This window comes from Ochrobactrum teleogrylli (genome assembly GCF_037482325.1).
Classification (GTDB): domain Bacteria; phylum Pseudomonadota; class Alphaproteobacteria; order Rhizobiales; family Rhizobiaceae; genus Brucella; species Brucella teleogrylli.
On sequence record NZ_JBBHKQ010000001.1, the window covers coordinates 1,988,248 to 2,013,761 of the forward strand.

Below are 25,514 nucleotides of genomic sequence, written 5' to 3' on the forward strand. Positions count from 1 at the left end.
AATGTCCAACAAAATGCTCATCGATGCCTCCCACCCGGAGGAAACCCGCGTCATTGTTACGCGCGGTAACAAGATTGAAGAATTCGACTTCGAGTCGGAACACAAGAAGCAGCTGAAAGGCAATATCTACCTCGCGCGGGTCACGCGCGTCGAACCTTCGCTTCAGGCTGCATTTGTGGAATATGGCGGCAACCGTCACGGTTTCCTCGCCTTCTCGGAAATCCATCCCGATTATTACCAGATTCCGGTCGCGGATCGTCTGGCGCTGCTTGAAGCGGAAGCCAAGGCGCAGCGCGCCGAAGACGACGATGATGACGAGCCACGCGCCAAGAGCGAACGCTCTGGCGAGCGTTCGGGTGAACGGTCGAATGACCGCTCGCGTCGCAATCGCCGCCGCGGTGGCCGCGACAACCAGAACAAGGCACAGGCCAGCGCATCGGATAACGGCCTGCCCGCAGCCGAGCCCGTCGGTCCCGGTTTTGCGAATTATGTGCCTGGCACACCTGCAAGCGCCCTGTCGCATAAGGGCGACGTAATTTCGGAAGCCATCGACAATGGCGACGAAGACGATGTCGAGCATGAAGAAGACATGGTCGAATCGGTCGGTTCGGAAGATGCGCTGGAAGAACTGCCGACGCATACCCGCACCCATCGCCGCCAGTACAACATTCAGGAAGTCATCAAGCGCCGCCAGATTCTGCTGGTGCAGGTGGTCAAGGAAGAGCGCGGCAACAAGGGCGCTGCTCTCACGACCTATCTGTCGCTGGCTGGTCGTTATTCGGTGCTGATGCCGAACACTGCGCGTGGCGGCGGCATTTCCCGCAAGATCACCCAACCGCAGGATCGCAAGCGACTGAAGGAAATCGTCAAGGAACTCGAAGTGCCGCAGGGCATGGGCGTGATCCTGCGTACGGCTGGCGCCAATCGCACCAAGGCGGAAGTCAAGCGCGACTACGAATATCTGATGCGCCTTTGGGAAAATGTCCGTACGCTGACCTTGCAGTCGACGGCGCCGTCCCTCGTCTACGAAGAAGGCAGCCTGATCAAACGCTCGATCCGCGACCTTTATAACAAGGACATCACGGAAATCCTCGTTTCCGGCGAGAACGGCTATCGCGAGGCCAAGGACTTTATGCGCATGCTCATGCCGAGCCATGCCAAGGTGGTCCAGCCCTATCGCGAACAGGTGCCGATCTTCACACGCAATGGCGTCGAAGCCCAGCTCGACCGCATGCTGCTGCCGCAGGTGACGCTGAAATCGGGTGGTTACCTGATCATCAACCAGACTGAAGCGCTGGTTGCCATCGACGTCAACTCCGGTCGCTCGACGCGCGAACATTCCATCGAAGACACCGCGCTCCAGACCAATCTGGAAGCAGCCGAAGAAGTGGCGCGCCAGCTGCGCCTGCGCGACCTTGCCGGCCTGATCGTCGTCGACTTCATCGACATGGAAGAAAAGCGCAACAATCGCGCTGTCGAAAAGAAGATGAAGGACTGCCTGAAGGACGACCGCGCCCGCATTCAGGTTGGTCGCATCTCGCATTTCGGCCTTCTGGAAATGTCGCGCCAGCGCATTCGCGCATCGGTGCTGGAAAGCACGATGCAGGTTTGCCAGCATTGCGGCGGCACCGGCCATGTCCGCTCGGACTCGTCGATGGCGCTGCATATCATTCGCGGCATTGAAGATTATCTGCTGCGTCATTCGGGCTTTGACATCAATGTTCGCACGCCAGCGGCTTCGGCGCTTTATGTGCTGAACCACAAGCGCCAGTTGCTGGCCGATCTGGAAGGCCGCTTTGGCGTCGCCATCAGCATCGACGCCGATGAAAGCGTCGGTCACCAGCATTTTGCGATCGACAAGGGCGCGCCGTCCACCCGTCCGGTGACACAGCCTCCTGTCCAGCCGATGGCCTATATCGAAGACGACATCGAAGATCCTGAAATTCCGGTCGAGGAAGACGAGGAAGAAGAAGACGTCAAGGCCGAAGCGCCGGCTCGGGAAGAGCGCAGCGAGGAAGGCGACCGCAAGCGTCGTCGCCGTCGTCGCCGTCGTGGCGGCAAGGATCGCGACAACCGCGAACAGACCGCTCAGGACAATGCTGCCACCGAAGATGCCGAAGACGATGCGGATGAAGGCGATGAAGCTTCTGAACCGCGGTCGGATGCCGCTTTGAGCGACGATGATCGCCGTAAGAAGCGCCGTCGTGGCCGTCGCGGTGGACGCAAGAATCGTCGTGAAGACGAGGTGCGCGGTCGCAAGGTTCCTGATCCGGAGTTTGTCGGCTACACGCCTGTTCTGCCGGTAAAGGCCGAGGCCGCTATTGAAGCTGCTGCAGCCGAAGTCGTCGCTGCCAAGGCCGAAATTGTTGAGGTTGTGGAAGCGGTTGCTGTTGCAACGGAAGCTGCCGAAGCGCCGGCTGAAGCCGAAAAGCCAGCCAAGGCTGCCCGCAAGCCGCGTGCCCGCAAGTCTGCAAAGACTGAGGAAGCCGCAGATGAGGTGGTTGCTGCAGAAGTCGAAGAAGCCCCTGTCAAGCCAGCCCGGAAGACCCGGTCTCGCAAGAAGGCCGACGACGCCGCACCGGAAGCCGTAGAAGCGCCTGAAGCCGTGGAAGCTGATAAGCCGAAGCGCCGCACCCGCAAAGCAGCTGCCAAGCCGGTAGAGGTTGAAGAAGGCGCTGCCGAAGCTGTTGAAGTCGAAACCGAAGTGGCTGTGATCGAAGAACCGGCCAAGAATGTTGAGCCTGTCGTCACATCGAGCGAGAGTGACGAACAGAAGCCGAAGCGTGGCGGCTGGTGGCAGAAGAAGGGTTTCTTTTAAGCTCTGCCCGAACATCAGAAATAAAAAAAACCGGCGGAAACGCCGGTTTTTTTGCATCTTTGGTTTCAGGCTGACTGTTGCGGAAGCCAATCTTCCAGGCGGCGAACCGCTTCCTGCATTTCCTCGACTTTTCCAGCATAGGAAAAGCGCATGGTACGGTGGCCATCCAGCGGATCGAAATCGCGGCCCGGCGTTGCGGCGATGTTGATCTCGGCAATCATCTTGCGCGCAAATTCCATGCTGTCATTGGTGAAGCGTGAAACGTCGCAATAAGCGTAGAATGCACCGTCCATCGGTGCCGCGAGTTTCAGCCCCATTTGCGGCAGGTGTTCCAGCAGGATGGCGCGGTTCTGGCGATAGCGATCCTTGATGCGCTCCAGTTCGGCAGTGGCGTGGAAAGCCTCGATGGCCGCGCGCTGCGAAAGCTCTGGCGCGGAAATATAAAGGCTTTGGCTCAGCCGTTCGATGGCGCGAACATCGCCCTCCGGCAGAACCATCCAGCCGATACGCCAACCCGTCATGCAGTAATATTTCGAGAACGAATTGATGATCGTGACATCGTCGGCGATTTCAAGCGCCGTCACATCGTCGGTTTCATAGGAAAGCCGGTGATAAATTTCGTCCGAAATCACGCGAATGCCAAGCGAACGGGCCGTATCGATGATCGCCCTCAGTTCAGGCTTGGCAATGACTGCGCCTGTTGGATTGGCCGGGCTTGCAAATAATACGCCCTTCAACGGCTTTTCGGCGTGCGCAGCCGCCAAAGCCTCGGCAGTCAGCGCCGCCGATGAGCCATTGCCGGTTGGGATTTCCACCACTTCCAGCCCAAGCGCTGTCAGAATATTGCGGTAAGCCGGATAGCCCGGGCGCGTGATCGCCACCCGGTCGCCTGGATCGAAATAGACGACAAAAGCCAGATTGAAGGCCGCCGAAGAGCCGGTCGTAACCGCTATTCGATCTGCCGAAACGGAAACGCCGTAATGATCGGCATAATGCGTGGCAATCGCTTCACGCAGTTCAACCAGCCCCAGCGCGTCGGTATAGCCGATGCGCCCGTCTTTCAACGCCTGTTCGGCGGCCTGCCGCACGATTTGCGGTGCCGGATCTGCGGGCTGGCCAACCGCCATCGAAATGATCGGATGACCTGCCGCGCGGCGGCGGTTGGCTTCGGCCAGAACATCCATGGCGTGGAATGGCTCAACCGCGCTGCGGCTAGAAAGACTGATCAACTTTACCTCCAGAACATTGCAGGCGCTCCGCTGGAGCCGCCGCACGGACACAACACAACATCACCGCCGTATAAACGCCGGATTGCTAAAGCAACAGCGCTTTTAGGAAATTGGGTACATTGTCTTGGATGAATGCTTGTAAACGACACCGGTAGCGCAGTCATAACGCGCTTTGGGGTCTACAGATTGATGGCAACAATATCGGAATTGACCGGATATCAAAGTCGGCAGAGATTGCACGCCCGATATCCGACTTTTAAGATCATGCTGCCTTGTCGAGATATCGTTTAAAAAGCGCTGAGACGGCTATAAGGTCCTGAACCGGAACTTGTTTCCCGATACGATGAATGAACCGATGCGAGATTCGCATGAAATGACGAGGAGGACGACGAGCATTATGGCAGCATTGATCGCGCCGTTCCCGACTGGAACCTTATCCTTTGGACGATTTGTCCGCCGTTCTGTGGCCGCACTTTCAGCACTTGCCGTGGCGGTGACGGGAGTTATGCCTGCATCCGCCCAGTCGCGTGGTGTACCGATCGTGCGCGACGCGGAAATCGAAGCACTGGTTTCAGATTATGCCGCGCCGATCCTGAAGGCCGCTGGTCTTTCCAGCCGTGGCGTGCGCGTCATCCTCGTCAATTCGCCGAGTTTCAACGCCTTTGTCGATGGGCGGCGCATTTTCATCAATACCGGCGCGATCATGCAGGCCGATACGCCCAATGAAATCATCGGCGTGATCGCGCATGAGGCGGGCCATCTGGCGGGCGGGCATCAGGATCGCCTGCGGGAACAGTTGAGCCGCGCGCGGACCATGGCGGTGATCGGCATGTTGCTCGGCGTGGGCGCAGGCGTTGCAGGCGCAGCAGCAGGCAGCGGGTCTGCAGCCGGTGCAGGCGGCGGCATCGCGCTTGGCAGCGCCGAGGCGGCAATGCGCAGCCTGCTCAGCTATCAGCGTACCGAGGAAATGACCGCCGACCGTATGGCAGTCAATTATCTCAATGCGACCGGGCAGTCGTCCAAGGGAATGCTGGACACGTTCCAGCGTTTTGCCTCCGCCCTCTCCCTGTCAGGCACGCAGATCGATCAATATCGCATCAGCCACCCGCTTCCGCGTGAACGTATCGCCAATCTGGAAGAACTGGCCAAGAAGAGCCCAAACTTCAACAAGACGGATTCGCCCGCACTTCAATTGCGTCACGACATGGCACGCGCCAAGATTGCCGCTTATTCGGGCAATATGGGCGCGCTGCAACGCATGTTTCGCAGCAATCCCGGCGGGCTTCCGGCGCGCTATGGCAGCGCCATCACCACCTATCTGAACGGTGCTGCGCGTTCCGCCCAGCCCAAATTCGACGCGCTGATCAAGGAACAGCCGAAGAACCCTTATTTCTTTGAAATGCGCGGCGAAGTTCTCATCAAGGCGAATGATGCCGCCGGCGCAGCAAAGGCTTTCCAGACCGCCGTATCGCTCGACCCACGCAAGTCTCCGCTGCTGCGCATGAGCTACGGACGGGCACTCATGCTGACGGGCACAAAGGCGAACATGCCAACCGCGATCAAGGAGATCAAAGCGGGCATTGCTTCCGATCCCGAGTTTCCGGGCGGCTATGGATATCTCGCGCAGGCCTATGGCCAGCAGGGCAATATGGGCCTTGCAGACCTCGCAACCGCCGACATGAACTTCTATGCGGGCAAACTTCAGGATGCCCAAATATTCGCAATCCGCGCACAGAAGCAGCTGAAATCCGGCTCGCCGGACTGGTTGCGTGCGCAGGACATTATCAATACGAAGAAAAGCAAATAACGCCCGACATAGTCCTCCTGGCAGGGCGTATTTTTAAACGGATTGGAATTTGAAGATGAAGAACGCAGTTTCCATCACGCTGGCAAGCGGCATTGTCGGTCTGGCAGCGCTGGCTCTTGGCTATGGTGCGGGTCTGTCGCGCCATTCGGCTGCGCCCGTCGCCCCAGCAGCAGCGGCAGTAACAGCTGAAGCACCGCTTAACCAGCAAGCCATTGAAAATGTGGTGCGCAACTATCTTCTCAAGAACCCAGAACTGATGCTGGAAGTGCAGACCGCGCTCGAAACCAAGCAGGCGCATGACGCGCAGGAGCAGGTCAAGAAGGTGCTGGCTGCCAACCAGAGCGCACTTTACCACCCCGAGCATGACGCAGTTTTTGGCAATCCGAACGGCGACGTAACCGTCTATGAGTTCTTCGATTACAATTGCGGCTATTGCAAGCGCGCCCTGCCCGACATGCAGGCCATCCTGAAAAACGATCCGAATGTTCGTTTCGTCATGAAGGAATTCCCGATCCTCGGCCCGGATTCGGTGAAGGCGCATATTGTTGCGCAGGCCTTCAAGGCGCTGATGCCGGAAAAATATGCTGAATTCCACGGCGTATTGCTGGGCGCACAGGAGCGCGCGACCGAGGCATCTGCGATTGCCGATGCCGTCAAACTTGGCGCCGATGAAACCGCACTGCGCGAAAAGATGAAAGACCCGGCGATCACCGGCGCTTTCCAGGATACCTATCAATTGGCAACGCAGCTCAACATCACCGGCACGCCGTCCTATATCATCGGCAGCGAGCTGGTGCCGGGCGCCATCGGTGTCGATGGTCTGGTGGAGAGAATCGCCGCAGCACGTACCGCCGCCAAGAAGTAAAACTGACACCTGTGCCCGATACGCTTTTCCCTGACAGGCGTTTCGGGCACAGACTTATCAAAACTCGGTGATAACCGGCGATTAAAGCAAATATGCCGCAATGCCGGTGCATCTCGCAAAGAATAGCGGGAAAAACCGGTCAGGCAGGACATCTGCACTGAATTATAGGGTTTCGGCTTGCATCCAAGCTCTCTATATGGAAAGCGAAGTGTTACTAAATTTTCGTGGTAACACGATATCGGTTGCAAAGGATTTGGCGCGGACACAATGGCAAAGACGGTTTTTGTTCTAAACGGTCCCAATCTCAATCTTCTGGGAAAGCGTGAACCGGGGATTTATGGCGTTGCGACGCTGGCCGACATTGAAGAGGCTTGCAAGCGCGAATCCGGTTCTCTCGATCTTGACGTTGATTTCCGCCAATCCAATTATGAAGGCGATCTGGTCACTTGGATTCAGGAAGCGGGCAAGAAAGACGCCTATGTCCTGATCAATCCGGCGGCCTACAGCCACACTTCAATTGCCATTCACGACGCGATCCGCTCTGCAAAGGTCACGGTTGTGGAAGTGCATCTTTCGAACATTCATACGCGTGAGGCCTTCCGGCACCACTCTTATGTATCCGCAGTCGCCAAAGGCGTCATTTGCGGCTTTGGCGCGGAAGGGTATCTGCTCGGCCTACGCGCGCTCGCGGCAATTGCCAAAGAACAAGAACACAACGGGCAAAGCGTAAAAGGGGCCTGATATGTCCAGCAAAAACACTGTCATCGACAAAGAAACCATCCGCGATCTGGCGGATATCCTCAACGATACCGACCTCACGGATATCGAAATCGAACATGGCGATCTGCGCATCCGCGTTTCGCGCAATGTAACGGTTCAAGCCGCAGCGACCGTTTATCCGGCCGCAGCACCGGCTGCTGTTGCAGCGCCTGCCGCCGCTCCGGCAGCCGCCGAGCCGACCAAGGCTGAACTGGCAAAGAATGCCGTTCCTTCGCCGATGGTTGGCACCGCCTATCTCGCTCCGGCACCGGGCGCCCGCAACTTTATCGAAGTCGGCACACAGGTGAAGGAAGGCCAGACCCTCCTCATCATCGAAGCCATGAAGACCATGAACCAGATCCCCGCCCCGCGCGCCGGGACGGTCAAGGCCATTTTGATTGATGACGCCCAGCCGGTTGAATTCGGCGAACCGCTCGTCGTGATCGAATAAGCGTCGCACAACCATTGTTTGACGTGTCTTCACTTCACGAAACGGGAACTGGCAGCAAGCGCATGTTTCAAAAGATCCTCATAGCCAATCGTGGCGAAATCGCTCTTCGCGTGCTCAGAGCCTGTAAGGAACTGGGCATCAAGACGGTCGCCGTTCACTCCACGGCAGATGCCGACGCGATGCATGTCCGTCTGGCGGATGAAAGTGTTTGTATCGGACCGCCGCCCTCGCGCGACAGCTATCTGAACATTCATCAGATCGTTGCTGCTTGCGAGATCACCGGCGCCGATGCGATCCATCCGGGCTACGGCTTCCTGTCCGAAAACGCAAAGTTTGCGGAAATTCTCGAAGCACACAACATCACCTTCATCGGCCCCACCGCCTCGCATATCCGCATCATGGGCGACAAGATCGAAGCCAAGCGCACAGCCAAGCGCCTTGGCATTCCGGTCGTTCCTGGTTCCGATGGCGGCATCACCGACGATGTTGAAGCTGCCCGCGTGGCCAAGGAAATCGGCTTCCCGGTCATCATCAAGGCTTCGGCCGGTGGTGGCGGTCGCGGCATGAAAGTGGCGCGTACCGAGGAAGACCTGTCGGTTGCGCTCGCAACCGCTCGCTCAGAAGCTGCTGCCGCTTTCGGTGACGATGCCGTCTATATCGAGAAATATCTCGAAAAGCCGCGTCACATCGAAGTTCAGGTCATGGGCGATGGTGCGGGCAACGCGATCCATCTGGGTGAACGCGACTGCTCCTTGCAGCGCCGTCACCAGAAGGTCTGGGAAGAAGCCAACTCTCCGGCTCTTAATTCGGAAGCGCGCGACAAGATCGGCATGATCTGCGCCAACGCTGTTGCCGAGCTTGGCTATCGCGGTGCGGGCACGATCGAGTTCCTCTATGAAAACGGCGAGTTCTATTTCATCGAAATGAACACCCGCCTGCAGGTGGAGCATCCGGTCACGGAAGCCATCACCGGCATCGATCTTGTGCATGAGCAGATTCGTGTCGCTGCGGGTCTCGGCCTTTCGGTGAAGCAGAAAGATGTGCGTTTCTCTGGCCATGCCATTGAATGCCGCATCAATGCCGAAGACCCGCGCACCTTCACGCCATCGCCGGGTCTCATCACCCACTACCATACGCCTGGTGGCCTCGGCATCCGCGTGGATTCCGGCGTTTATTCCGGCTATCGCATTCCGCCTTATTACGACAGCCTCATCGGCAAGCTCATCGTGCACGGACGCAACCGCGTCGAATGCATGATGCGTCTGCGTCGTGCGCTGGACGAATTCGTGGTGGATGGCGTCAAGACGACCCTGCCCCTGTTCCAGGAGCTGATCGGAAATCAGGACATCGCCAATGGTGCCTATGATATCCACTGGCTGGAAAAATATCTGGCCAGCCAGTCTGAGAACGAAGGCGCTTAAATAAGTGACTGCAGGAGCAAAACCGGACGACTATATAATCGAACCGGAATTGCTCCTGCGCGCTTACGCCACCGGGGTTTTCCCGATGGCCGAAGAGGCGGATGATCCAGAGGTCTTCTGGGTACGCCCTGAAAAACGCGGTGTTATTCCGCTGGATGGTTTCCACATCCCCCGCAGCCTGCAAAAGACCATTCGGCAGGGCATTTTCGATATCAGGCTGGATAGCGATTTCGAGGGCGTCATAGATGGATGCGCCAGCGGGGTCGGCGAACGTGCGCGCACATGGATCAACGGTCCAATCCGCGAAGCCTATGGCAAATTATTCGAAATCGGACATTGCCACACAGTCGAGGCATGGCACGAGGGCAAGCTGGTCGGCGGCCTTTATGGCGTGACGCTCGGGAGGGCATTTTTCGGTGAGAGCATGTTCACACGCAAGCGTGACGCTTCAAAGGTCTGCCTTGCTTATCTGGTGCAACATCTGGTCAAGCAGGGTTTTCTGTTGCTCGATACCCAATTCACCACGCCGCATCTAGAGCGGTTCGGTGCAATCGAAGTTCCCCGCAAGAAATACGAGAAAATTCTCGAGCAAGCCCTCGAAGGTATTGCCCTTTTCTAACTGTCGGAAGGTGGTTTGATCAGTTCTGCTTTGCCGCCGGTGCCGGAACGTCGGACTTCTGCTTGCAGTCTTTCAGCCAAACGTCATAGATCGGATGCTCAACGGCGTTGAGACCGGGACTGTCTGCGAACATCCAGCCGGTGAAGATACGGCGTATTTTGCGATCCAGCGTAATTTCCTCAACCTCGACAAAACTGTCGGTGCGCGGCGCTTCATTTTCGGTGCGGGAATAGCAAACCTTCGGCGTCACCTGAAGCGCGCCGAATTGAACCGTCTCATTGATATAGACGTCAAAAGTCGTAATGCGGCCTGTAATCTTATCCAGCCCCGAAAACTCCGCGACCGGATTGGAAATGCGTTCTGCCTGAGCAGCGTGCAAGCTGCCAACAGCGGTAAAAAGCGAAATCAGGGCCACATATGCAGCCTTCTTGATTCTGTTCTTTCCGTTGCCAGCCGTGCCGGGGGAATGCTTCGTCAAAACGGAAACCCGCATCAAAGTTTGTCGAATAAACTGGAATAATTCCTAGGCATGAAATGTGACGATTCGTTGCTCTGCTGCAAGTTGCAATGCCACGATCACACCCTCGTCGCCTGTCTATCCCGGCTTTTTAAGTGAAAAAACAAGCAAGGCGACGGCAAATAAGAAAATCCGGCGTGAAAATCACGCCGGATCGTAAACTTTGTCAGTCTTAATTACCCGGCGTCCAGGCGTCATATTCGCCCGTCACACGTGGACGCTCGGCCGGTTCCGTACCCGGACGCGCAATCGAGCCCTTGGGACGATAGGCGAGCGGGGAGCCGGTCAGGTTCTGCAAATGCGGCTTCTGCCAGTCGCGCGGCTTGTAGTCTTCCTTGCTTGGCGGCGTATCGACACGATGATGCATCCAGCCGTGCCAGCCCGCAGGAATTGCACTCGCTTCCGCATAGCCATTGAAAATGACCCAGCGGCGCGTGCGACCTTCGGAGTCCTTGCCACCCTGATAGTAGATATTGCCGAACTCGTCCTCACCGACGCGCTCGCCCTTGCGCCACGTATGAAGGCGGGTGCCGAGCGTCTGGCCATTCCACCAGGTGAAGACTTGCGTAAGAAATTTCATCATGGCCTTTTCCAGATCCATCATCTCGCAGACAGCCGAAACTGCCGCTTTATTCTTGCTTATGGCCCTATCGTCCGATCAAGGCAAGGGTCAAGTTGCCGCTGTCACAAGAGTATGAAGAGCGTCACACGCTCCAGCCCTCGAGCGACTTTTCCATGACCAGAACGGGTTCCTTGCAATTCGGATCGCCCCAATCTTCGTTGCGCCCGACCGTGACATAGCCCTTGCGTTCGTAGAACCTCACCGCCTTGGCATTCTTCTCGATGACTTCGAGCTTGATCGTGCGCACATCCGGGAAAGCCATTTCGATTTCCGCAAGCAGCATCGTGCCGACGCCCTGAACCTGCACGTCGGGGCGCACATAAAGCTGGTGCAGCGATACCTTGCCTTCCTCGGACTGGCTGGCGAAGGCCATACCATCAATGCCACCCTCGCCGTTATCGGCGACGATGAATTCCGAATAAGGCTTGCGCAGATTGGCTTTCAGCGCGGCAACACTGTGCCACTGGCCGGTGACGGCGTTGACCATCTCCCGGCCCAGAATGTCGTCGAAAGTCGCGTGCCAGGTCGAAACCAGCAGTTCGTGCACTGCCTTCAGATCGGCCTCGGTGGCGCTTCGAACCCACATTACTCCTCGATCCCGAGCTTGGCCTTAACCAGATCATTAACAGCCTGTGGGTTGGCCTTGCCGCCCGTCGCCCTCATGACCTGTCCCACAAACCAGCCGGCCAGCGTCGGCTTGGCCTTGGCCTGTTCGACCTTGTCCGGGTTGGCCGCAATGATATCGTCAACAGCCTTTTCGATGGCGCCGGTGTCGGTGACCTGCTTCATGCCGCGTTCTTCAACGAGCTTCTTCGGGTCTCCGCCTTCGTTCCAGACGATTTCGAACAGATCCTTGGCGATCTTGCCGGAAATCGTGCCGTCCTTGATGAGATCGATCACCGCGCCGAGCTGTTCCGGGCTGACCGGTGATTCCTCGATGCTCTTGCCCGCCTTGTTGAGCGCGCCGAGCAGATCGTTGATGACCCAGTTGGCCGCAGCCTTGCCATCGCGACCGGCAGCGACAGATTCGTAATAGTCGGCAATCGCCTTTTCCGTGACCAGAATAGAGGCGTCGTAGATCGAAATGCCCTGCTTTTCGACCAGACGCTGCTTCTTTTCATCCGGCAGTTCCGGCAGTTCGGCAGCCAGCGCATCGACAAAGGCCTGATCAAATTCGAGCGGCAGCAGATCCGGGTCTGGGAAATAGCGGTAGTCGTGCGCTTCTTCCTTGGAGCGCATCGAACGGGTTTCGCCCTTCACGGGATCAAACAGGCGCGTTTCCTGATCAATCGAACCGCCATCTTCCAGAATGGCGATCTGACGGCGGGCCTCATATTCGATGGCCTGACCAACGAAGCGGATCGAGTTGACGTTCTTGATTTCGCAACGTGTGCCGAACTCGCCACCCGGACGACGCACGGAAACATTGACGTCGGCGCGCATGGAGCCTTCGTCCATATTGCCGTCGCAGGTGCCGAGATAGCGGACAATCGTGCGCAGCTTGGTGAGGTAGGCGCGTGCTTCATCCGACGAGCGCAGGTCCGGCTTGGAGACGATTTCCATCAGCGCCACGCCAGAGCGGTTCAGATCGACATAGGACATGGTCGGATGCTGGTCGTGCATCGACTTGCCCGCGTCCTGTTCCAGATGCAGGCGCTCGATGCCGATCTCCACATCTTCGAACTGGCCCTTATTGTCGGGGCCGACCGAAATCATGATCTTGCCCTCGCCGACAATCGGCTGCTTGAACTGCGAAATCTGATAGCCCTGCGGCAGATCGGGATAGAAGTAGTTCTTGCGGTCAAACACCGACTTCAGATTGATCTGGGCATTGAGACCGATGCCCGTGCGGACGGCCTGCTTGACGCATTCCAGATTGATGACCGGCAGCATGCCCGGCATGGCGGCATCCACCAGAGACACATTGGCGTTCGGATCGGCACCAAACGACGTGGAAGCGCCGGAGAACAGCTTCGACTCGGACGTGACCTGCGCATGGACTTCCATGCCGATGACGACTTCCCAGTCGCCGGTGGCGCCGGAGATGAAGCGTTTCGGTTCCGGTATGCGCGTATCAATAAGGGACATGCTGGCTCGCAAATATTCTGATTGAGCTAAAAACGGATTGATTACTGGCTAGAGCAAAGCCCCCATGGATGCAAGCTTTTCAGCCGTTTATCCGTGGGTTGAAACGGAAAAGGCCGCGCAATGCGCGGCCAGTTCCAAATTCGCTAGATAGAAAAGATTAAGCCTCTTCGGACTTGTCTTCGTCGGCCTTCTTCTTAGGAGCGGCCTTCTTCTTCGGTGCAGCCTTCTTTGCAGGCTTTGCTTCCGAACCGTCTTCGTCTTCAGCCGTCAGCTCTTCCTTCGAGACCTTCTTGTCGGTCACGTTGATGTTGGCGAGCAGATGATCGACGACCTTTTCTTCGAAGATCGGGGCGCGGAGGTTAGCCACGGCATCCGGCGTCTTGCGCAGGAAGTCGTAGATTTCCTTTTCCTGGCCCGGATAGCGACGAACCTGGTCATAAACGGCGCGCTGCAGTTCTTCTTCCGACACTTCTACGCCAGCCTTCTCACCGATTTCGGAGAGAACGAGGCCGAGACGAACGCGGCGTTCAGCGAGCTTGCGGTATTCTTCGCGAGCAGCTTCTTCCGTGGTTTCTTCGTCTTCGAAGGTGCGGCCAGCCTGCTGCAGGTCGAAGTTGATCTGCTGCCAGATGTTGTTGAATTCAGCGTCAACCAGCTTCTGCGGGGTTTCGAACTGATAATCGCCGTCCAGAGCGTCGAGAATCTGGCGCTTTACCTTCTGGCGGGTGATCTGGCCGTACTGGCTTTCGATCTGTTCGCGAACAACCTGACGCAGACGCTCCAGCGACTCGATGCCGAGCTTCGTCGCAGTTTCGTCGTTGAGTTCGAGTTCGTTCGGCTTGGCAACTTCCTTGACCTTGATGTCGAAGGTGGCTTCCTTGCCTGCGAGATGCGCTGCGCCGTATTCAGCCGGGAAAGTCACGTTGATGACCTTTTCGTCGCCAGCCTTGACGCCAACAAGCTGTTCTTCGAAGCCCGGAATGAACTGACCCGAACCGAGAACCAGCTGTGCGTCGTTGTCGGCGCCGCCGTCAAACGGCTCGCCATCGAGCTTACCGAGATAGTCGATCGTGACGCGATCTTCGTTTTCGGCCTTGCCCTTCTTGGTCTCAAAAGTGCGGGTCGACGAAGCGATACGCTTGACCTGCTCATCGACTTCCTCATCGGTGATGTCGACGACTTCACGGGTCACGGCGATCTTGGAGAAATCCTTGACTTCGATTGCCGGCAGAACTTCGTAGTTCAGCGAGAAAACGAAATCGGCCTTGCCGTCGAGAACCTTTTCGGCTTCTTTTTCGTCTTCCGACATGATGACTTCAGGCTGGGTGGCCGACTTTTCGTTACGGTCTGCGAGAACCGAACGCGACGAATCGCTCAGGATTTCGTTGACGATCTCGGCCATGAACGAACGGCCATACATCTTGCGCAGGTGACCGGCAGGCACCTTGCCCGGACGGAAACCATTGATCTTGGCGCGACCGCGCGCGGTATCGAGCCGCTCAACGAGCTTGGCTTCGAGATCTCCGGCCGGAACCACGACTTTAATCTCGCGCTTCAGCCCTTCATTGAGCGTTTCGGTAACCTGCATGTTCAAACCTTCACTTCTTGTCATTGTCCCGCCGTTTCCGGCATTTTGCCTCAAGACGCGGGAGAGAAATTCTTTGGCCTTATGGCAGTTGGTGCGGATAGAGGGACTCGAACCCCCACGGTCTCCCGCCAGAACCTAAATCTGGTGCGTCTACCAATTTCGCCATATCCGCTTCTGAACCGAAGCGCATTCTTTAAGAACGCACCAAATTCGTCTCAGATCTTGAACTGCCCTCGAAAGCGCGCGTCTCTATATCATCCAATTTTCCCGGTTCAAAGGAAAAAAGCCGCCTTCCCGGTATAGATTTTCCGGGTTTGGCAAGACGAAACGCTTCCGGCACTCTGCCCCTCTATATAGCGATCATTCCGCGCATGCCAAGCCTGAGATAAACTTCAGCTTGACGCGGCAATATAAGAGTGGCGAAACCGCTGGAAAACCGATCAATAGAGCGGTTCTTCATAGAGTTGCCGCCCTTCGTCCCGCAAAGCCTTGATGACCGCAGTGCCGCTGTCATCGACAGCAACGACAACGGAAATCCGGCTTTCACGTTGCCCGATCTCGATATCGCGACCCTGCCCTTCAGGAACATAATAGCGTTCGATGCCGAAATTGAGGCGGATGGTCTGATCCGGATAGCCCGAAACCGGATAAGTCGACTGGCCGCGAATCTGCACTTCATCCGGCGCCAGATCGGTGAACGGGCTGAGCGCCGCCCGCGAGAAATGCCATAGCTTTTCTGCATCCGGCTTTAGCGCCACATAGACCGTTCGTGGTTCGCCCGTGGGTTTACCCTGCACATCCTTGCCCATGACACTGGAAATTGCGTAGCCGAGGATGACGTAATCGCCGCGCATCAGATCGCGCGGATCGACCGGCTCGGTCTGCAACACGATTTCATGGCCTGAACGCAATATGGATGCGCGCTGTTCGATACCCGCATAAAGAATGCCGCTCTGCAGCAAGGCGGAGACGGCAGCACCAATATAAAGCCACTTCCTGCTCATGACTGGTTCCCCGCTTCGCGTTTTTTACCGAACCGCCGTTCCATCCGGCGGACAAAGGCCGCCAGCAGCAGCACGAGGACGCCTGCGGTCAGGAAGAAGCCCGACGTACCGATCATCGTGCCCACGGTCGTGAATGCCAGATAAAGCACCTGAAACGAAAACGCCGCATAGGCGATGGAGCGCAGTCCGCCATTGTCGCGACCACACAGGGCGATAGCGCCAATCGATAGGCCGAGGATCAGCATACTATAAAGAACATCCTGATCGAGCGAGGCAGAGCCGCCTGACGAAGAGAACATATGATTGAGCTGCAGAATGCCAAGCGACAGCAGGGCCAGCATCAGCCCATAAGAAGCCAGCGGCTGCGCGAAGCGGGTGAGCCGCTCCATCGTGTCATGTGCAAATGCATCCGCCAGCATCAACGCGATGCCGACCGCAATCATGAGGCACAGGATCACGTCGTTTTCATTCTGAACGTAAACCAGCAAGGCCCAGCCGATTGCGAACAGGGCCCAGAGATGGGCGGCATGGCGCGAACGCGTGAGGAGTGCTGCACCGACGCCGACCAGCAACAGAAGCGGACCGATCCAGCGATAGGCCAGCTCACCATTGTCAGCCGATGTGCCGTCAAACACGAATGTCGAAAGATAAAAACACGCAACGCCTGCACCGAATGCAGCCAGAACCGGCGCACGCAGCAGGAAGGCTGACGCAAGCACGCCCAGGGTCCAGTAGACGGCGGCGGAATGAACATCGCCGGACACGTGATACATCTGCCCGACAAGCGCGATACCTGCGCCGAAGGATGCGGCACCGACGACATAAAGAGCGGACGAGAACACCTTGTCGCCCCTCGCCTGTCGCCATGCGCCGCCGAGATAGCCGATCCAGATAAGTGCAAGCACCATCCCGATCCGCATCAGGCGCGGCATATCCTGCCAGTTGGCGGCAACCAGCATGATGACGGCTGCGCCCAGAAGCAGACCGCCAAGCGTGGCGAGCACCGCACCCAAGCTGAAACCCGTGGCTCGTTTTTCAAGATCCGCATTCAGGCGCGACGCGGTAACCGCATCGATCAGCCCTTCCTGCTGCCAGCGCTCAACCAGGCGCTCCACTGAGATTGAAAAAGACAAAATGACTCCCGGGTCAACGAACTGAGATGGCGGTCGCAACCGCAACCGGTTGAGAACATATAAGAAACTTCGCAACCAGCAAACCACCCGATCAAATCGCATTGCGGCAATTTTGTGCCGGAACAGTCCAATCGATTTAAAGCGTCGTGCAGGAACCGCAAGGCAGCTATGCAAAGTCGGCTCTGCAACTTGCAAAAACAATAGCTTATATCATGGGCAACAAAAGAGATGAATTGAACCCAAGCGATAGCATCGCACATTGAAGGATTAAGATCATGAACCTGTTTCGCTCTTACAACAACTGGCGCCGTTACCGTGAAACCGTCAGCGAACTGAACCAGCTTTCGACTCGCGAACTGAACGATCTCGGCATCTCCCGCGCCGACATCCCTTACGTCGCTCGTCAGAGCAAGGCTCGCTAAGCATCAAGCTGAAGACCGAAAAGCTGTTCGCGACGATTGCACTACGCTGAACGCCTTTCGATGAAAATTTCAGATTGAAGTTTCGCGCTGTGAATACCACCAGGACTGGATCCTCCTCCCGCCAGCCCTGGTTTGTTGCCAAGCCATCCTCCTCCCAGGCTTAGCGACAACGAGACCGGTTCTCCTCCTCCCAATCCGGTCTTTCCATATGGCATCCGTCGCACCTCCTCCCGCGACGGATGCCATTTGTTTTTCTGGACCTTGCTCGCCCATTGATGGCCGCCAGCAAAGGCGATATGGGAAGGACCATGACAAACACATCCGATCTCACCCCCATTCACGTCGTTGGCGGCGGTCTCGCTGGCTCCGAAGCCGCCTGGCAGATTGCGCAGGCAGGCGTTCCTGTCGTGCTGCATGAAATGCGTCCCGTGCGCGGCACTGATGCGCACAAGACCGAACAACTGGCCGAACTCGTCTGCTCCAATTCATTCCGCTCGGATGATGCCGAAACCAATGCTGTCGGCGTACTGCATGCGGAAATGCGCCTTGCAGGCTCGCTCATCATGGCCTGCGCCGATGCACATCAGGTTCCGGCGGGCGGCGCGCTTGCTGTGGACCGCGAGGGATTTGCGCAAGCCGTAACCGAAAAGCTTGAGGCTCATCCGCTGATTACCATCAAGCGCGAGGAAGTCACCGGCCTGCCGCCGGAAGAATGGGGCACGACCATCGTTGCCACCGGCCCGCTGACCGCGCCGTCGCTTGCCGAAGCCATCGCTGCGGAAACGGATGCCGATGCACTCGCCTTTTTCGATGCGATTGCGCCCATCGTGCATTTCGATTCGATCAATATGGATGTCTGCTGGTTCCAGTCGCGCTACGACAAGGTCGGCCCCGGCGGCACCGGCAAGGACTATATCAACTGCCCCATGGATAAGGAGCAGTATGAGGCGTTCGTGGCGGCGCTTGTCGAAGGCGACAAGACGGAATTCAAGGAATGGGAAGGCACGCCCTATTTCGATGGCTGTCTGCCGATTGAAGTCATGGCGGAACGCGGACCCGAAACGCTGCGCCACGGCCCGATGAAGCCTATGGGCCTGACCAATGCGCATAACCCGACCGTCAAGGCCTATGCGGTTGTGCAACTGCGTCAGGACAATGCGCTTGGCACGCTCTACAACATGGTCGGTTTCCAGACGAAGCTGAAATACGGCTCACAGACCGGCATCTTCAAGATGATTCCCGGGCTGGAAAATGCCGAATTCGCGCGCCTCGGCGGTTTGCATCGTAACACCTACCTGAACTCCCCCGTGCTGCTCGACAGCGTGCTGCGCCTGAAGTCGCGTCCGACACTGCGCTTTGCCGGCCAGGTGACGGGTTGCGAGGGCTATGTCGAATCATCGGCCATCGGCCTTCTTGCCGGTCGGTTCACCGCTGCGGAGCGACTGGGCAATGCTGCCGTCCCGCCACCGCCGACAACCGCCTTTGGCGCACTGCTTGGGCACATCACCGGCGGCCATATCGTCGCTGACGATGCCGAGCCTGGCAAGCGGTCGTTCCAGCCGATGAATGTCAATTTCGGTCTGTTTCCGCCGGTCGAAGTGCCGAAGGAAGAAGGCAAGCGTCTGCGTGGCAAGGAAAAGACCATCGCCAAGAAGCGTGCGCTTTCCGCCCGCGCGCTTGCAGATTTCCGCACATGGCTGGAACAGCTGGCCTGACGGTCAGAAATTGGCGCGAAGCATCAGCCACTGCTTACGGATAGCCGAAATATCGGCTGTCCGTTCTGCCGCCCTGCCGCCAAGGCGTTCAATCGCTTTCAGATAAGCTGGCACGATGGCCATCGGCAAAAATGCTGGTGCAAGGCTTTTTGGCAATGTCGCCCTTGCCTTATCGAAAATCGCCAGATGTTCCCGCGCCAGTGCCAGCATGACGCTGGCCACGCGCTCAAAAGCCGACGGATCGTCGTTGGCAAAAAATGCTTCGCGCGTCACGCCGACCGATGCCAGCATGTCGGCTGGAACATAGAGCTGGCCGCGACGGCGATGAATCGGCAATAGGCGAAGCAGGCCTGTCGTCGCCTGCGCAACGCCCGCGTGACCGGCGGTTTCACTCTGCGCCTGCGCGGCGTCACGATCCAGAATAAAGCCGGCTAACTGAATGATTGCCGAAGCGGTCTCACCGCAATAGCCTTCCAGATCGTTACGGCTTGGCATCGGATCGTCATAGAGATCGAAGATACGCGCCTCGCAATAATTGTCGAAAGCGGAGCGCGGAAGCTCGTATTTGTCGATTGTTTCGACCAGAGCAGCGGCAACCGGGTGCGCATCAGCGCTGCCCCTCGCCTCGCCATTGATCAGATCGCGCCACCATTGCAGACGTACTTCGCCCGGCAACGGCTCATGAACAAGATCGCGAATGCGCGCCACTTCCGCATTGAAGGCATAGAGTGCCGCCAGCCCGCCGCGTTTATCCTCCGGCGCATAGAGCACCGACAGATAACGGTCCCGGTCAGCCTCACGAAGAAGCGCCAGGCAATGTGCCTCATTCTGGTTCATGATCGTTATTCTACTGCAATAAGCGCCGCCGCAACCGCGCGATCTTCCGCCAGCAGCACATTATAGGTCCGCACGGCAGCACCTGTGCTCATCGGATCGGATGAAATGCGATGCTCGCGCAAAACAGCGCGCACGTCTTCTGGAATACGCCGCAGATCCATTCCGGTTCCAACCAGCAGAATTTCAATATCCGAAGCCTGCTCCAGAATCAGCTCCAGATCGGCCCGCGAAAGCACCGGCGGCATTGCAGGCTTCCAGCCGTGAATACCGGAGGGCAGACACAGGATCGAACCGCGATGCGACATTTCGGCGAAACGAAAACCACCATCGCCATAAGCATCAATGGGCGCGCGCCCCGGAAAATGCGCTTCGCGTATTTCTATTCCCTTGGCCATTCTCAGCTTTCCAGATTGAGCGACTGTGCAAGTTCGTCGCCCATTTCCTCATCCTGCTCAGGCCCGCGCGGCTTCAGTCCAAACTGAACCAGCAGCGGTGCGGCGATGAAGATCGACGAATAGCTCGCCACAATAATGCCGACGCTGAGCGCCAGCGCAAACATGCGGATATCCGCGCCGCCAAAGGCGTAAAGCGGAATATGCGCGAGGAACGTCACGAAAGACGTCAGCAAGGTACGCGACAGGGTCTGGTTGATCGAGGCATCGATGATCGCAGGCAGCGGCGCGCTGCTGTAGCGGCGCAGGTTTTCGCGAACGCGGTCATAAATCACGACCGTATCGTTCAGCGAATAGCCGATGATCGTCAGGATTGCCGCGACGCTCCACAGATTGAATTCCATGCGGAAGACAATGAACATGCCTGCGAGAATAACCACGTCATGCAGGGTCGATAGCACGGCGCCAAGCGCCAGTTGCCACCGGAACCGCACCCAGACATAGATGAAAATGCCGATTAGCGACAGGACAACGGCCAGAATACCGGCGCGCGACAGCTGTTCGGAAACCGTCGGGCCGACGACTTCCACACGCTGGAACGAATAATCCTGTTCGAACTCACCGCGCAGTTTTACAGCGACCGTCTGTTCGGCGTCATCACCGACTTCCTGGCTGCCGATGATCACAAGCGCCGAGCGCGCCGATTTGGCGGGCAGAACACGGGCGCTGTCGATATTTAGTTCGGAGAGACGGTCCTGAATATCTTCCAGATTGGCGTCACCGCTGCGCGCCTGAAGCTCGACCATCGAACCGCCACGGAAATCGATGCCGTAGTTGAAGCCGATATTCACAAACAGCGCCACCACGATGGCGCAGGCCAGCACGGAGATGCCGAGCGTAATGAATTGAAGGCGCATGAACGGAATATGCGTCACCGTCGGCACCAGCTTGAGGCGGCGCTTCGGCACTTCCTTCGGCTTTGCCGTGCGCACCCATTGGGCGATCAGCAGTCGGGTAAAAGTCAGCGTGGTGAACAGCGTCGTGCCAATACCAACCGCGACGGTCAAAGCAAAGCCATGCACCGTGCCGGAACCGAGCAGGAACAGAACCAATGCGGCAATGAGTGTTGTCAGATTGGCGTCGATGATGGTCGACAGAGCGCGGTAGAAACCGGATTCCATCGCCTGCACGACGGAATAGCCCTTGCGGCGATCTTCGCGCACGCGTTCATAGATCAGAATATTCGCGTCAACCGCCATGCCGATGATGAGCACCAGACCGGCAACGCTGGCGAGGCTGATGGAAGCGCCGATCAGCGACATCACCGCAGTCAAGATGATGATATTGACCACAAGCGCGACCATGGCGATGACGCCAAGAACGCCATAGGACAGCACCATGAACAGGCCGACGAGAAGTGCGGCCAGAAGTGCAGCCGTCACGGCAGCGCTGGCATAATCCTCGCCAAGTGCCGAGGCGATGGTGCGCTCTTCAAGCACGGTCACAGCCTGTGGCAACGTGCCGGAACGCAGAACCACGGCCATATTGTTGGCAGCCTGCAAATCGAAGGCGCCTGAAATCTGCAATTCGTTGGTATCGAGCGGCTCGCTGATGACCGGCGCAGACACGACCTGATTATCGACCACGATGGCAAAGCTCTTGCCCGTCGCATTGGCGGTCAGCTCTGCCAGACCTTTGCGGCCCGCGTCATCAAGGGTCAGGGTAATAACCGGTTCATTATCATCGGAAGAAAGCGTGGCCTTCGCGTCGGTGATATTCGCGCCGGTGAGAACGGGCTGTTTCTTGACGAGATAACCGACCGGCGGATCGTCATAGGAATAGACGACTTCGCTACCCACCGGGGGCGCGCCGCGAATGGCGTCATCCGGCGAAACGGAATCATCCACAGCGTGGAATGATAGATCGCCGCGAATACTCAGAATGTCTTTCAGAAGCTGCGCATCGTAAAGGCCCGGAACTTCGACGCGAATCTGGTTGCGCGCTTCGGTTTCCACAACGGGACGACCGTAACCCAGTTCCTCCAGCCGCTGCCGCATGATCTCGGCACTGTGTTCCAGATCGTTGCGGCCTGCATTTTGAACCTGCAGAACAAGGCGGGAGCCGCCGGAAAGATCAAGGCCGAGCGCGACCTGCTTCTTCGGCAGGAAACCGGGCAGATTCGCCAGCGTTTCACGCGAGAAAAAATTAGGGGAAGCGATGACGAAGCTGACGAGAACCGCCAACCAGATCAGGGCCGATTTCCAGCGTGAAAAATAGAGCATAGAGCAGCAATTCCGTTTCAGCTTGGCCCGTTTTGGCCTGGATAGGGCATGCCGGGGTACGAATGCGCACCGCTCTCCGGCCTTGGGTCATGCGCGCATACAAAGGTCGCGCCGACCGAATATTGCACGGGCTCCGGTTAGTGAATGCTTACCGGAGCCCGTATCATCTCAAAAAGAGATTACTTGTTCTTATTATCGGCGACTGGTTCGCCCTTGACGCGCACATCCATCAGGGTGCTGCGCAGAACCTTGATGCGAACGCCTTCGGCGATTTCGACTTCGACTTCATTGTCGTCGACGACCTTCTGCACCTTGCCGACGATGCCGCCGCCGGTGACAACCGTATCGCCACGGCGCACTGCGTTCAGCATTTCCTGACGCTTCTTCATCTGGGTCCGCTGCGGGCGGATGATGAGGAAATACATGATGACGAAGATCAGGATGAACGGCAGAATGCTCATGAGCATGTCTGGGCCAAAAGCGCCGCCGCCAGGTGCTTGAGCGAAAGCCGGTGTTACGAACATTAGGAACTCCTCTGAAGTCTCAAAGACAATTTGTTAAGGGCATTACAATGGTTGGCGCGCCAAATGCAACCGACGATCATCCCGCCTGCGCCAAGGTCGCACACTTTTCGCCTCCGCTGTGACATGTTAAGCCGTTCAGACACCACTAGGGGCATGGAAATGACGACCGAAGACATACTCAGCCAGAAACTGGACCGTTTGATCGCCGCGCTCGAACGTATCGCACCACCAGAAGCCAAAACGCCGGACCTCGACGCCGCAGACTGTTTTGTCTGGGCGCCGGAACGATTGACGCTTGATCCGGTGAAGCGGGTTAACCGCGTGGATATCTCCCTGATCCGTGGCGTAGATTTGGTGCGCGACCAGCTTGTAGACAATACCCGCCGCTTCGCAAATGGCTATCCGGCAAACAACGTTTTGCTATGGGGCGCACGCGGCATGGGCAAATCCTCGCTGGTGAAGGCCGCGCAGGCCAGCGTTAACGCCGAACTCACGTCCCAGAAGCCGCTTAAGCTGATCGAAATCCATCGCGAGGATATCGACAGCCTGCCGACGCTGATGAACATGATCAAGGATACGGAATATCGCTTCATCCTGTTCTGCGACGACCTTTCCTTCGACCATGACGACACGTCTTATAAGTCGCTCAAAGCCGCGCTCGAAGGCGGCGTCGAGGGCCGTCCGGGCAATGTGATCTTCTATGCAACATCGAACCGCCGCCACCTCATGCCGCGTGACATGATCGACAATGAGCGTTCCACGGCGATCAACCCGTCGGAAGCGATTGAAGAGAAAGTTTCGCTGTCGGACCGCTTCGGCCTTTGGCTCGGCTTCCATAAGTGCAGCCAAGACGATTATCTCGCCATGGTTGACGGCTATGCAGCCCATTTCAAACTGAACTACGATCAAGCCAAGCTTCACGCGGAAGCGCTGGAATGGTCAACCACGCGCGGCAACCGCTCGGGGCGCGTGGCCTGGCAATATGTGCAGGACCTTGCTGGCCGCCTCGGCGTTGCAATGTAAGAATAGAAAAAGGCGGGCTTTTCGGCCCGCCTTTTGATTTACATCTCTCAGCGCAATCAGCTTTCCAGATATTTGGAAGGATTGACCGGCGAGGAATTCTTGCGCACTTCAAAGTGCAGCTTCGGCGACTTCGCATTCCCGCTCATGCCGGACTTTGCGATATCTTCGCCACGACGAACCTTCTGGCCGCGCTGCACCAGTATCTGGCTGTTATGGCCATAGACCGTGACAAGACCGTTGTCGTGACGGATCAGAACCGTCTGACCGAATTCCTTCAAACCGTCGCCAGCATAGATGACGACGCCGTTTTCAGCGGCCTTAACCGAGGTTCCTTCCGGAACCATGATATCGATGCCATCGCTGACAGCAGTGCCTTCACGCTGACCGAAGCTCGCCAGAATACGACCGCGAACCGGCCAGCGCATCTGAGAAATACCGGTGGAAGAAGGCGCTGCGGCCTGATCCTTCTCGGCATCCTCGATCACCTTGTTGCTCGCTTGCGGCGGCGTATAAGGCTTGACGCTTCCAGCCGCTTCCGGCGCTGCGGCAACAGCCTTGGCCGGGCTTGCGGGCTGCGGCGTGACAGCGGCAACTTGCGTTACAGCAGCAGCACCGGCTGCCGGGATCACCAGCGTCTGGCCGACGCGGATTGCGCCGTTAGACAGGCCGTTGGCCTTCTTCAGGTCGTCAACCGGAACGTTGTGCTTCTGTGCGATAGAGAACAGCGAATCGCCGCTCTGGACCGTATAGCCGCCCTTTGGTGCAGGCGGCGTTGCCGTGTTCGCGCCAGCCGATGCCAGATCGGTTGCGGCAGCAGATTTCTTGCCGTTAACCGAAGGGACTGCGGGGACAACAGCTATGTTGTTGTCCGTCGGGCGCGGGGCACCCTGCCCCGGCGTTGCCGGAAGCTGGCCCAGAACCTTTTCCTTCGTGCCGTTCACGGCATTATGGGTCGTCGTGGCAGCGCTTGCCACGCGGGTCTCTGCGCCATTGACCTGATTGGCCGTCATATCGCGGGCCTGACCAACCTGGTTCTGCATCTGCGTTGATGCCGCAGCGACTGGTGCCTGAACCGACTGGCGCGCTGCGGCGACCGGTGCCGCCATCGGAGCGGAAGACACCGCAGAAGGCGCCGGAAGGGAATTGCGCTGTACCGTTCCGCTGGAAACCCGCGGGGCTGGCGCTATTGGGGCGGACGCATAAACATCGCCTGCGGGCTGTTGCGCAACGCGCTGATTGGACGTCGAACCGGTAAAGATGCCGTCTGTGAAACGCATCGTATCGGAACTGCACCCGGCTCCAAAGCCGGCAATCAGAACAATTGCGACATTCCGCAGGAGACGTTCGGACGTATGATGCAAAATTGGGAAACGCATGTTCAACTCGTCCATACTCGAA

The 25,514-nt window shown here is 57.6% G+C and carries 23 protein-coding genes and 1 tRNA gene; 10 read left to right on the forward strand and 14 right to left on the reverse strand.

The window, feature by feature from the left end:
- Window position 1: 1 nt before the first annotated feature.
- Entirely contained in the window at window positions 2–2,818 is a 2,817-nt protein-coding gene (locus tag WIX40_RS09265; RefSeq protein WP_124915992.1) for an Rne/Rng family ribonuclease, read from the forward strand.
- Between the two features lie 65 nt (window positions 2,819–2,883).
- On the opposite strand, the gene WIX40_RS09270 is transcribed toward WIX40_RS09265, so the two are convergent.
- Window positions 2,884–4,047: a pyridoxal phosphate-dependent aminotransferase gene (locus tag WIX40_RS09270; RefSeq protein ID WP_121536021.1), complete on the reverse strand. Its 1,164-nt coding sequence runs from the start codon at window positions 4,045–4,047 to the stop codon at window positions 2,884–2,886.
- 397 nt (window positions 4,048–4,444) lie between these two features.
- Between WIX40_RS09270 and WIX40_RS09275 the strand changes: the two genes are divergently transcribed.
- The 6 genes from WIX40_RS09275 (at window position 4,445) to aat (ending at window position 9,969) form a co-directional block, all read left to right on the forward strand.
- Window positions 4,445–5,854: a M48 family metalloprotease gene (locus WIX40_RS09275; protein ID WP_121536018.1), complete on the forward strand. Its 1,410-nt coding sequence runs from the start codon at window positions 4,445–4,447 to the stop codon at window positions 5,852–5,854.
- A 55-nt stretch (window positions 5,855–5,909) separates the two neighbouring features.
- Entirely contained in the window at window positions 5,910–6,719 is an 810-nt protein-coding gene (locus WIX40_RS09280) for a DsbA family protein (protein ID WP_121536015.1), read from the forward strand.
- A gap of 267 nt (window positions 6,720–6,986) precedes the next feature.
- Entirely contained in the window at window positions 6,987–7,460 is a 474-nt protein-coding gene (aroQ, locus tag WIX40_RS09285) for a type II 3-dehydroquinate dehydratase (protein WP_121536012.1), read from the forward strand.
- A gap of 1 nt (window position 7,461) precedes the next feature.
- A complete protein-coding gene (gene accB, locus WIX40_RS09290) occupies window positions 7,462–7,929 on the forward strand; it encodes an acetyl-CoA carboxylase biotin carboxyl carrier protein (protein ID WP_121536009.1) in 468 nt (155 codons plus the stop codon).
- 62 nt (window positions 7,930–7,991) lie between these two features.
- Window positions 7,992–9,350 carry an acetyl-CoA carboxylase biotin carboxylase subunit gene (accC, locus tag WIX40_RS09295; RefSeq protein ID WP_121536006.1) on the forward strand — a complete coding sequence of 453 codons (1,359 nt, stop codon included), beginning with the start codon at window positions 7,992–7,994 and terminating at the stop codon, window positions 9,348–9,350.
- Between the two features lie 49 nt (window positions 9,351–9,399).
- On the forward strand, window positions 9,400–9,969 hold the full coding sequence (gene aat, locus WIX40_RS09300) for a leucyl/phenylalanyl-tRNA--protein transferase (RefSeq protein ID WP_109370214.1): 570 nt from the start codon (window positions 9,400–9,402) through the stop codon (window positions 9,967–9,969).
- A gap of 19 nt (window positions 9,970–9,988) precedes the next feature.
- Here aat and WIX40_RS09305 read toward each other — a convergent pair whose 3' ends face one another.
- The 8 genes from WIX40_RS09305 to WIX40_RS09340 form a co-directional block, all read right to left on the reverse strand.
- On the reverse strand, window positions 9,989–10,462 hold the full coding sequence (locus WIX40_RS09305; protein ID WP_109368878.1) for a DUF2155 domain-containing protein: 474 nt from the start codon (window positions 10,460–10,462) through the stop codon (window positions 9,989–9,991).
- A 196-nt stretch (window positions 10,463–10,658) separates the two neighbouring features.
- Window positions 10,659–11,069 (reverse strand): NADH:ubiquinone oxidoreductase subunit NDUFA12, encoded by a 411-nt coding sequence (locus WIX40_RS09310; RefSeq protein ID WP_167836027.1) that lies wholly within the window; start codon window positions 11,067–11,069, stop codon window positions 10,659–10,661.
- Between the two features lie 121 nt (window positions 11,070–11,190).
- Window positions 11,191–11,694, reverse strand: coding sequence for a GNAT family N-acetyltransferase (locus WIX40_RS09315; protein ID WP_121536003.1), 504 nt, complete (start codon window positions 11,692–11,694; stop codon window positions 11,191–11,193).
- Window positions 11,694–13,196, reverse strand: coding sequence for an Asp-tRNA(Asn)/Glu-tRNA(Gln) amidotransferase subunit GatB (gene gatB / locus WIX40_RS09320; RefSeq protein ID WP_121536000.1), 1,503 nt, complete (start codon window positions 13,194–13,196; stop codon window positions 11,694–11,696). Before gatB ends, WIX40_RS09315 begins: the two co-directional genes overlap by 1 nt.
- A 157-nt stretch (window positions 13,197–13,353) precedes the next feature.
- A complete protein-coding gene (tig, locus tag WIX40_RS09325) occupies window positions 13,354–14,784 on the reverse strand; it encodes a trigger factor (protein ID WP_268967053.1) in 1,431 nt (476 codons plus the stop codon).
- Between the two features lie 89 nt (window positions 14,785–14,873).
- A tRNA-Leu gene (locus tag WIX40_RS09330) sits at window positions 14,874–14,956 on the reverse strand.
- A gap of 268 nt (window positions 14,957–15,224) precedes the next feature.
- The gene (locus tag WIX40_RS09335) at window positions 15,225–15,788 is read right to left on the reverse strand and encodes a GDYXXLXY domain-containing protein (protein ID WP_121535994.1); all 564 of its coding nucleotides are present in this window, start codon (window positions 15,786–15,788) and stop codon (window positions 15,225–15,227) included.
- Window positions 15,785–16,921 carry a DUF2157 domain-containing protein gene (locus WIX40_RS09340; protein WP_121535991.1) on the reverse strand — a complete coding sequence of 379 codons (1,137 nt, stop codon included), beginning with the start codon at window positions 16,919–16,921 and terminating at the stop codon, window positions 15,785–15,787. The genes WIX40_RS09335 and WIX40_RS09340 overlap by 4 nt, the downstream gene beginning before the upstream one ends.
- Window positions 16,922–17,196: 275 nt before the next feature.
- On the opposite strand from WIX40_RS09340, the gene WIX40_RS09345 reads away from it, so the two are divergent.
- Window positions 17,197–17,343 carry a DUF1127 domain-containing protein gene (locus tag WIX40_RS09345; RefSeq protein ID WP_078338506.1) on the forward strand — a complete coding sequence of 49 codons (147 nt, stop codon included), beginning with the start codon at window positions 17,197–17,199 and terminating at the stop codon, window positions 17,341–17,343.
- A gap of 308 nt (window positions 17,344–17,651) precedes the next feature.
- Window positions 17,652–19,058, forward strand: coding sequence for a methylenetetrahydrofolate--tRNA-(uracil(54)-C(5))-methyltransferase (FADH(2)-oxidizing) TrmFO (gene trmFO / locus WIX40_RS09350; RefSeq protein ID WP_109368872.1), 1,407 nt, complete (start codon window positions 17,652–17,654; stop codon window positions 19,056–19,058).
- A 3-nt stretch (window positions 19,059–19,061) separates the two neighbouring features.
- Here the strand turns inward: trmFO and WIX40_RS09355 are convergent, their stop codons facing one another.
- The 4 genes from WIX40_RS09355 to yajC form a co-directional block, all read right to left on the reverse strand.
- Entirely contained in the window at window positions 19,062–19,895 is an 834-nt protein-coding gene (locus tag WIX40_RS09355; RefSeq protein WP_121535985.1) for a phytoene/squalene synthase family protein, read from the reverse strand.
- 5 nt (window positions 19,896–19,900) lie between these two features.
- Window positions 19,901–20,290: an Mth938-like domain-containing protein gene (locus WIX40_RS09360; protein WP_109368870.1), complete on the reverse strand. Its 390-nt coding sequence runs from the start codon at window positions 20,288–20,290 to the stop codon at window positions 19,901–19,903.
- Between the two features lie 2 nt (window positions 20,291–20,292).
- Window positions 20,293–22,569 carry a protein translocase subunit SecDF gene (gene secDF / locus WIX40_RS09365; protein ID WP_109368869.1) on the reverse strand — a complete coding sequence of 759 codons (2,277 nt, stop codon included), beginning with the start codon at window positions 22,567–22,569 and terminating at the stop codon, window positions 20,293–20,295.
- Between the two features lie 179 nt (window positions 22,570–22,748).
- A complete protein-coding gene (gene yajC, locus WIX40_RS09370) occupies window positions 22,749–23,093 on the reverse strand; it encodes a preprotein translocase subunit YajC (protein ID WP_109368868.1) in 345 nt (114 codons plus the stop codon).
- Between the two features lie 159 nt (window positions 23,094–23,252).
- Between yajC and WIX40_RS09375 the strand changes: the two genes are divergently transcribed.
- On the forward strand, window positions 23,253–24,116 hold the full coding sequence (locus WIX40_RS09375; RefSeq protein ID WP_167836026.1) for an ATP-binding protein: 864 nt from the start codon (window positions 23,253–23,255) through the stop codon (window positions 24,114–24,116).
- A 56-nt stretch (window positions 24,117–24,172) separates the two neighbouring features.
- On the opposite strand, the gene dipM is transcribed toward WIX40_RS09375, so the two are convergent.
- Window positions 24,173–25,507, reverse strand: a complete 1,335-nt coding sequence (gene dipM, locus WIX40_RS09380) for a cell division endopeptidase DipM (protein WP_121535979.1) — start codon at window positions 25,505–25,507, stop codon at window positions 24,173–24,175.
- Between the last annotated feature and the right edge of the window lie 7 nt (window positions 25,508–25,514).

Excerpts from the sequence above, each read along its gene's own strand:
- WIX40_RS09265 (WP_124915992.1), top strand. The coding sequence starts at position 2 with ATGTCCAACAAAATGCTCATCGATGCCTCCCACCCGGAGGAAACCCGC.
- WIX40_RS09275 (WP_121536018.1), top strand. The coding sequence starts at position 4,445 with ATGGCAGCATTGATCGCGCCGTTCCCGACTGGAACCTTATCCTTTGGA.
- WIX40_RS09280 (WP_121536015.1), top strand. The coding sequence starts at position 5,910 with ATGAAGAACGCAGTTTCCATCACGCTGGCAAGCGGCATTGTCGGTCTG.
- aroQ (WP_121536012.1), top strand. The coding sequence starts at position 6,987 with ATGGCAAAGACGGTTTTTGTTCTAAACGGTCCCAATCTCAATCTTCTG.
- accB (WP_121536009.1), top strand. The coding sequence starts at position 7,462 with ATGTCCAGCAAAAACACTGTCATCGACAAAGAAACCATCCGCGATCTG.
- accC (WP_121536006.1), top strand. The coding sequence starts at position 7,992 with ATGTTTCAAAAGATCCTCATAGCCAATCGTGGCGAAATCGCTCTTCGC.
- WIX40_RS09305 (WP_109368878.1), bottom strand. The coding sequence starts at position 10,462 with ATGCGGGTTTCCGTTTTGACGAAGCATTCCCCCGGCACGGCTGGCAAC.
- WIX40_RS09310 (WP_167836027.1), bottom strand. The coding sequence starts at position 11,069 with ATGATGAAATTTCTTACGCAAGTCTTCACCTGGTGGAATGGCCAGACG.
- WIX40_RS09315 (WP_121536003.1), bottom strand. The coding sequence starts at position 11,694 with ATGTGGGTTCGAAGCGCCACCGAGGCCGATCTGAAGGCAGTGCACGAA.
- gatB (WP_121536000.1), bottom strand. The coding sequence starts at position 13,196 with ATGTCCCTTATTGATACGCGCATACCGGAACCGAAACGCTTCATCTCC.
- tig (WP_268967053.1), bottom strand. The coding sequence starts at position 14,784 with ATGCAGGTTACCGAAACGCTCAATGAAGGGCTGAAGCGCGAGATTAAA.
- WIX40_RS09335 (WP_121535994.1), bottom strand. The coding sequence starts at position 15,788 with ATGAGCAGGAAGTGGCTTTATATTGGTGCTGCCGTCTCCGCCTTGCTG.
- WIX40_RS09345 (WP_078338506.1), top strand. The coding sequence starts at position 17,197 with ATGAACCTGTTTCGCTCTTACAACAACTGGCGCCGTTACCGTGAAACC.
- trmFO (WP_109368872.1), top strand. The coding sequence starts at position 17,652 with ATGACAAACACATCCGATCTCACCCCCATTCACGTCGTTGGCGGCGGT.
- WIX40_RS09355 (WP_121535985.1), bottom strand. The coding sequence starts at position 19,895 with ATGAACCAGAATGAGGCACATTGCCTGGCGCTTCTTCGTGAGGCTGAC.
- WIX40_RS09360 (WP_109368870.1), bottom strand. The coding sequence starts at position 20,290 with ATGGCCAAGGGAATAGAAATACGCGAAGCGCATTTTCCGGGGCGCGCG.
- secDF (WP_109368869.1), bottom strand. The coding sequence starts at position 22,569 with ATGCTCTATTTTTCACGCTGGAAATCGGCCCTGATCTGGTTGGCGGTT.
- yajC (WP_109368868.1), bottom strand. The coding sequence starts at position 23,093 with ATGTTCGTAACACCGGCTTTCGCTCAAGCACCTGGCGGCGGCGCTTTT.
- WIX40_RS09375 (WP_167836026.1), top strand. The coding sequence starts at position 23,253 with ATGACGACCGAAGACATACTCAGCCAGAAACTGGACCGTTTGATCGCC.
- dipM (WP_121535979.1), bottom strand. The coding sequence starts at position 25,507 with ATGGACGAGTTGAACATGCGTTTCCCAATTTTGCATCATACGTCCGAA.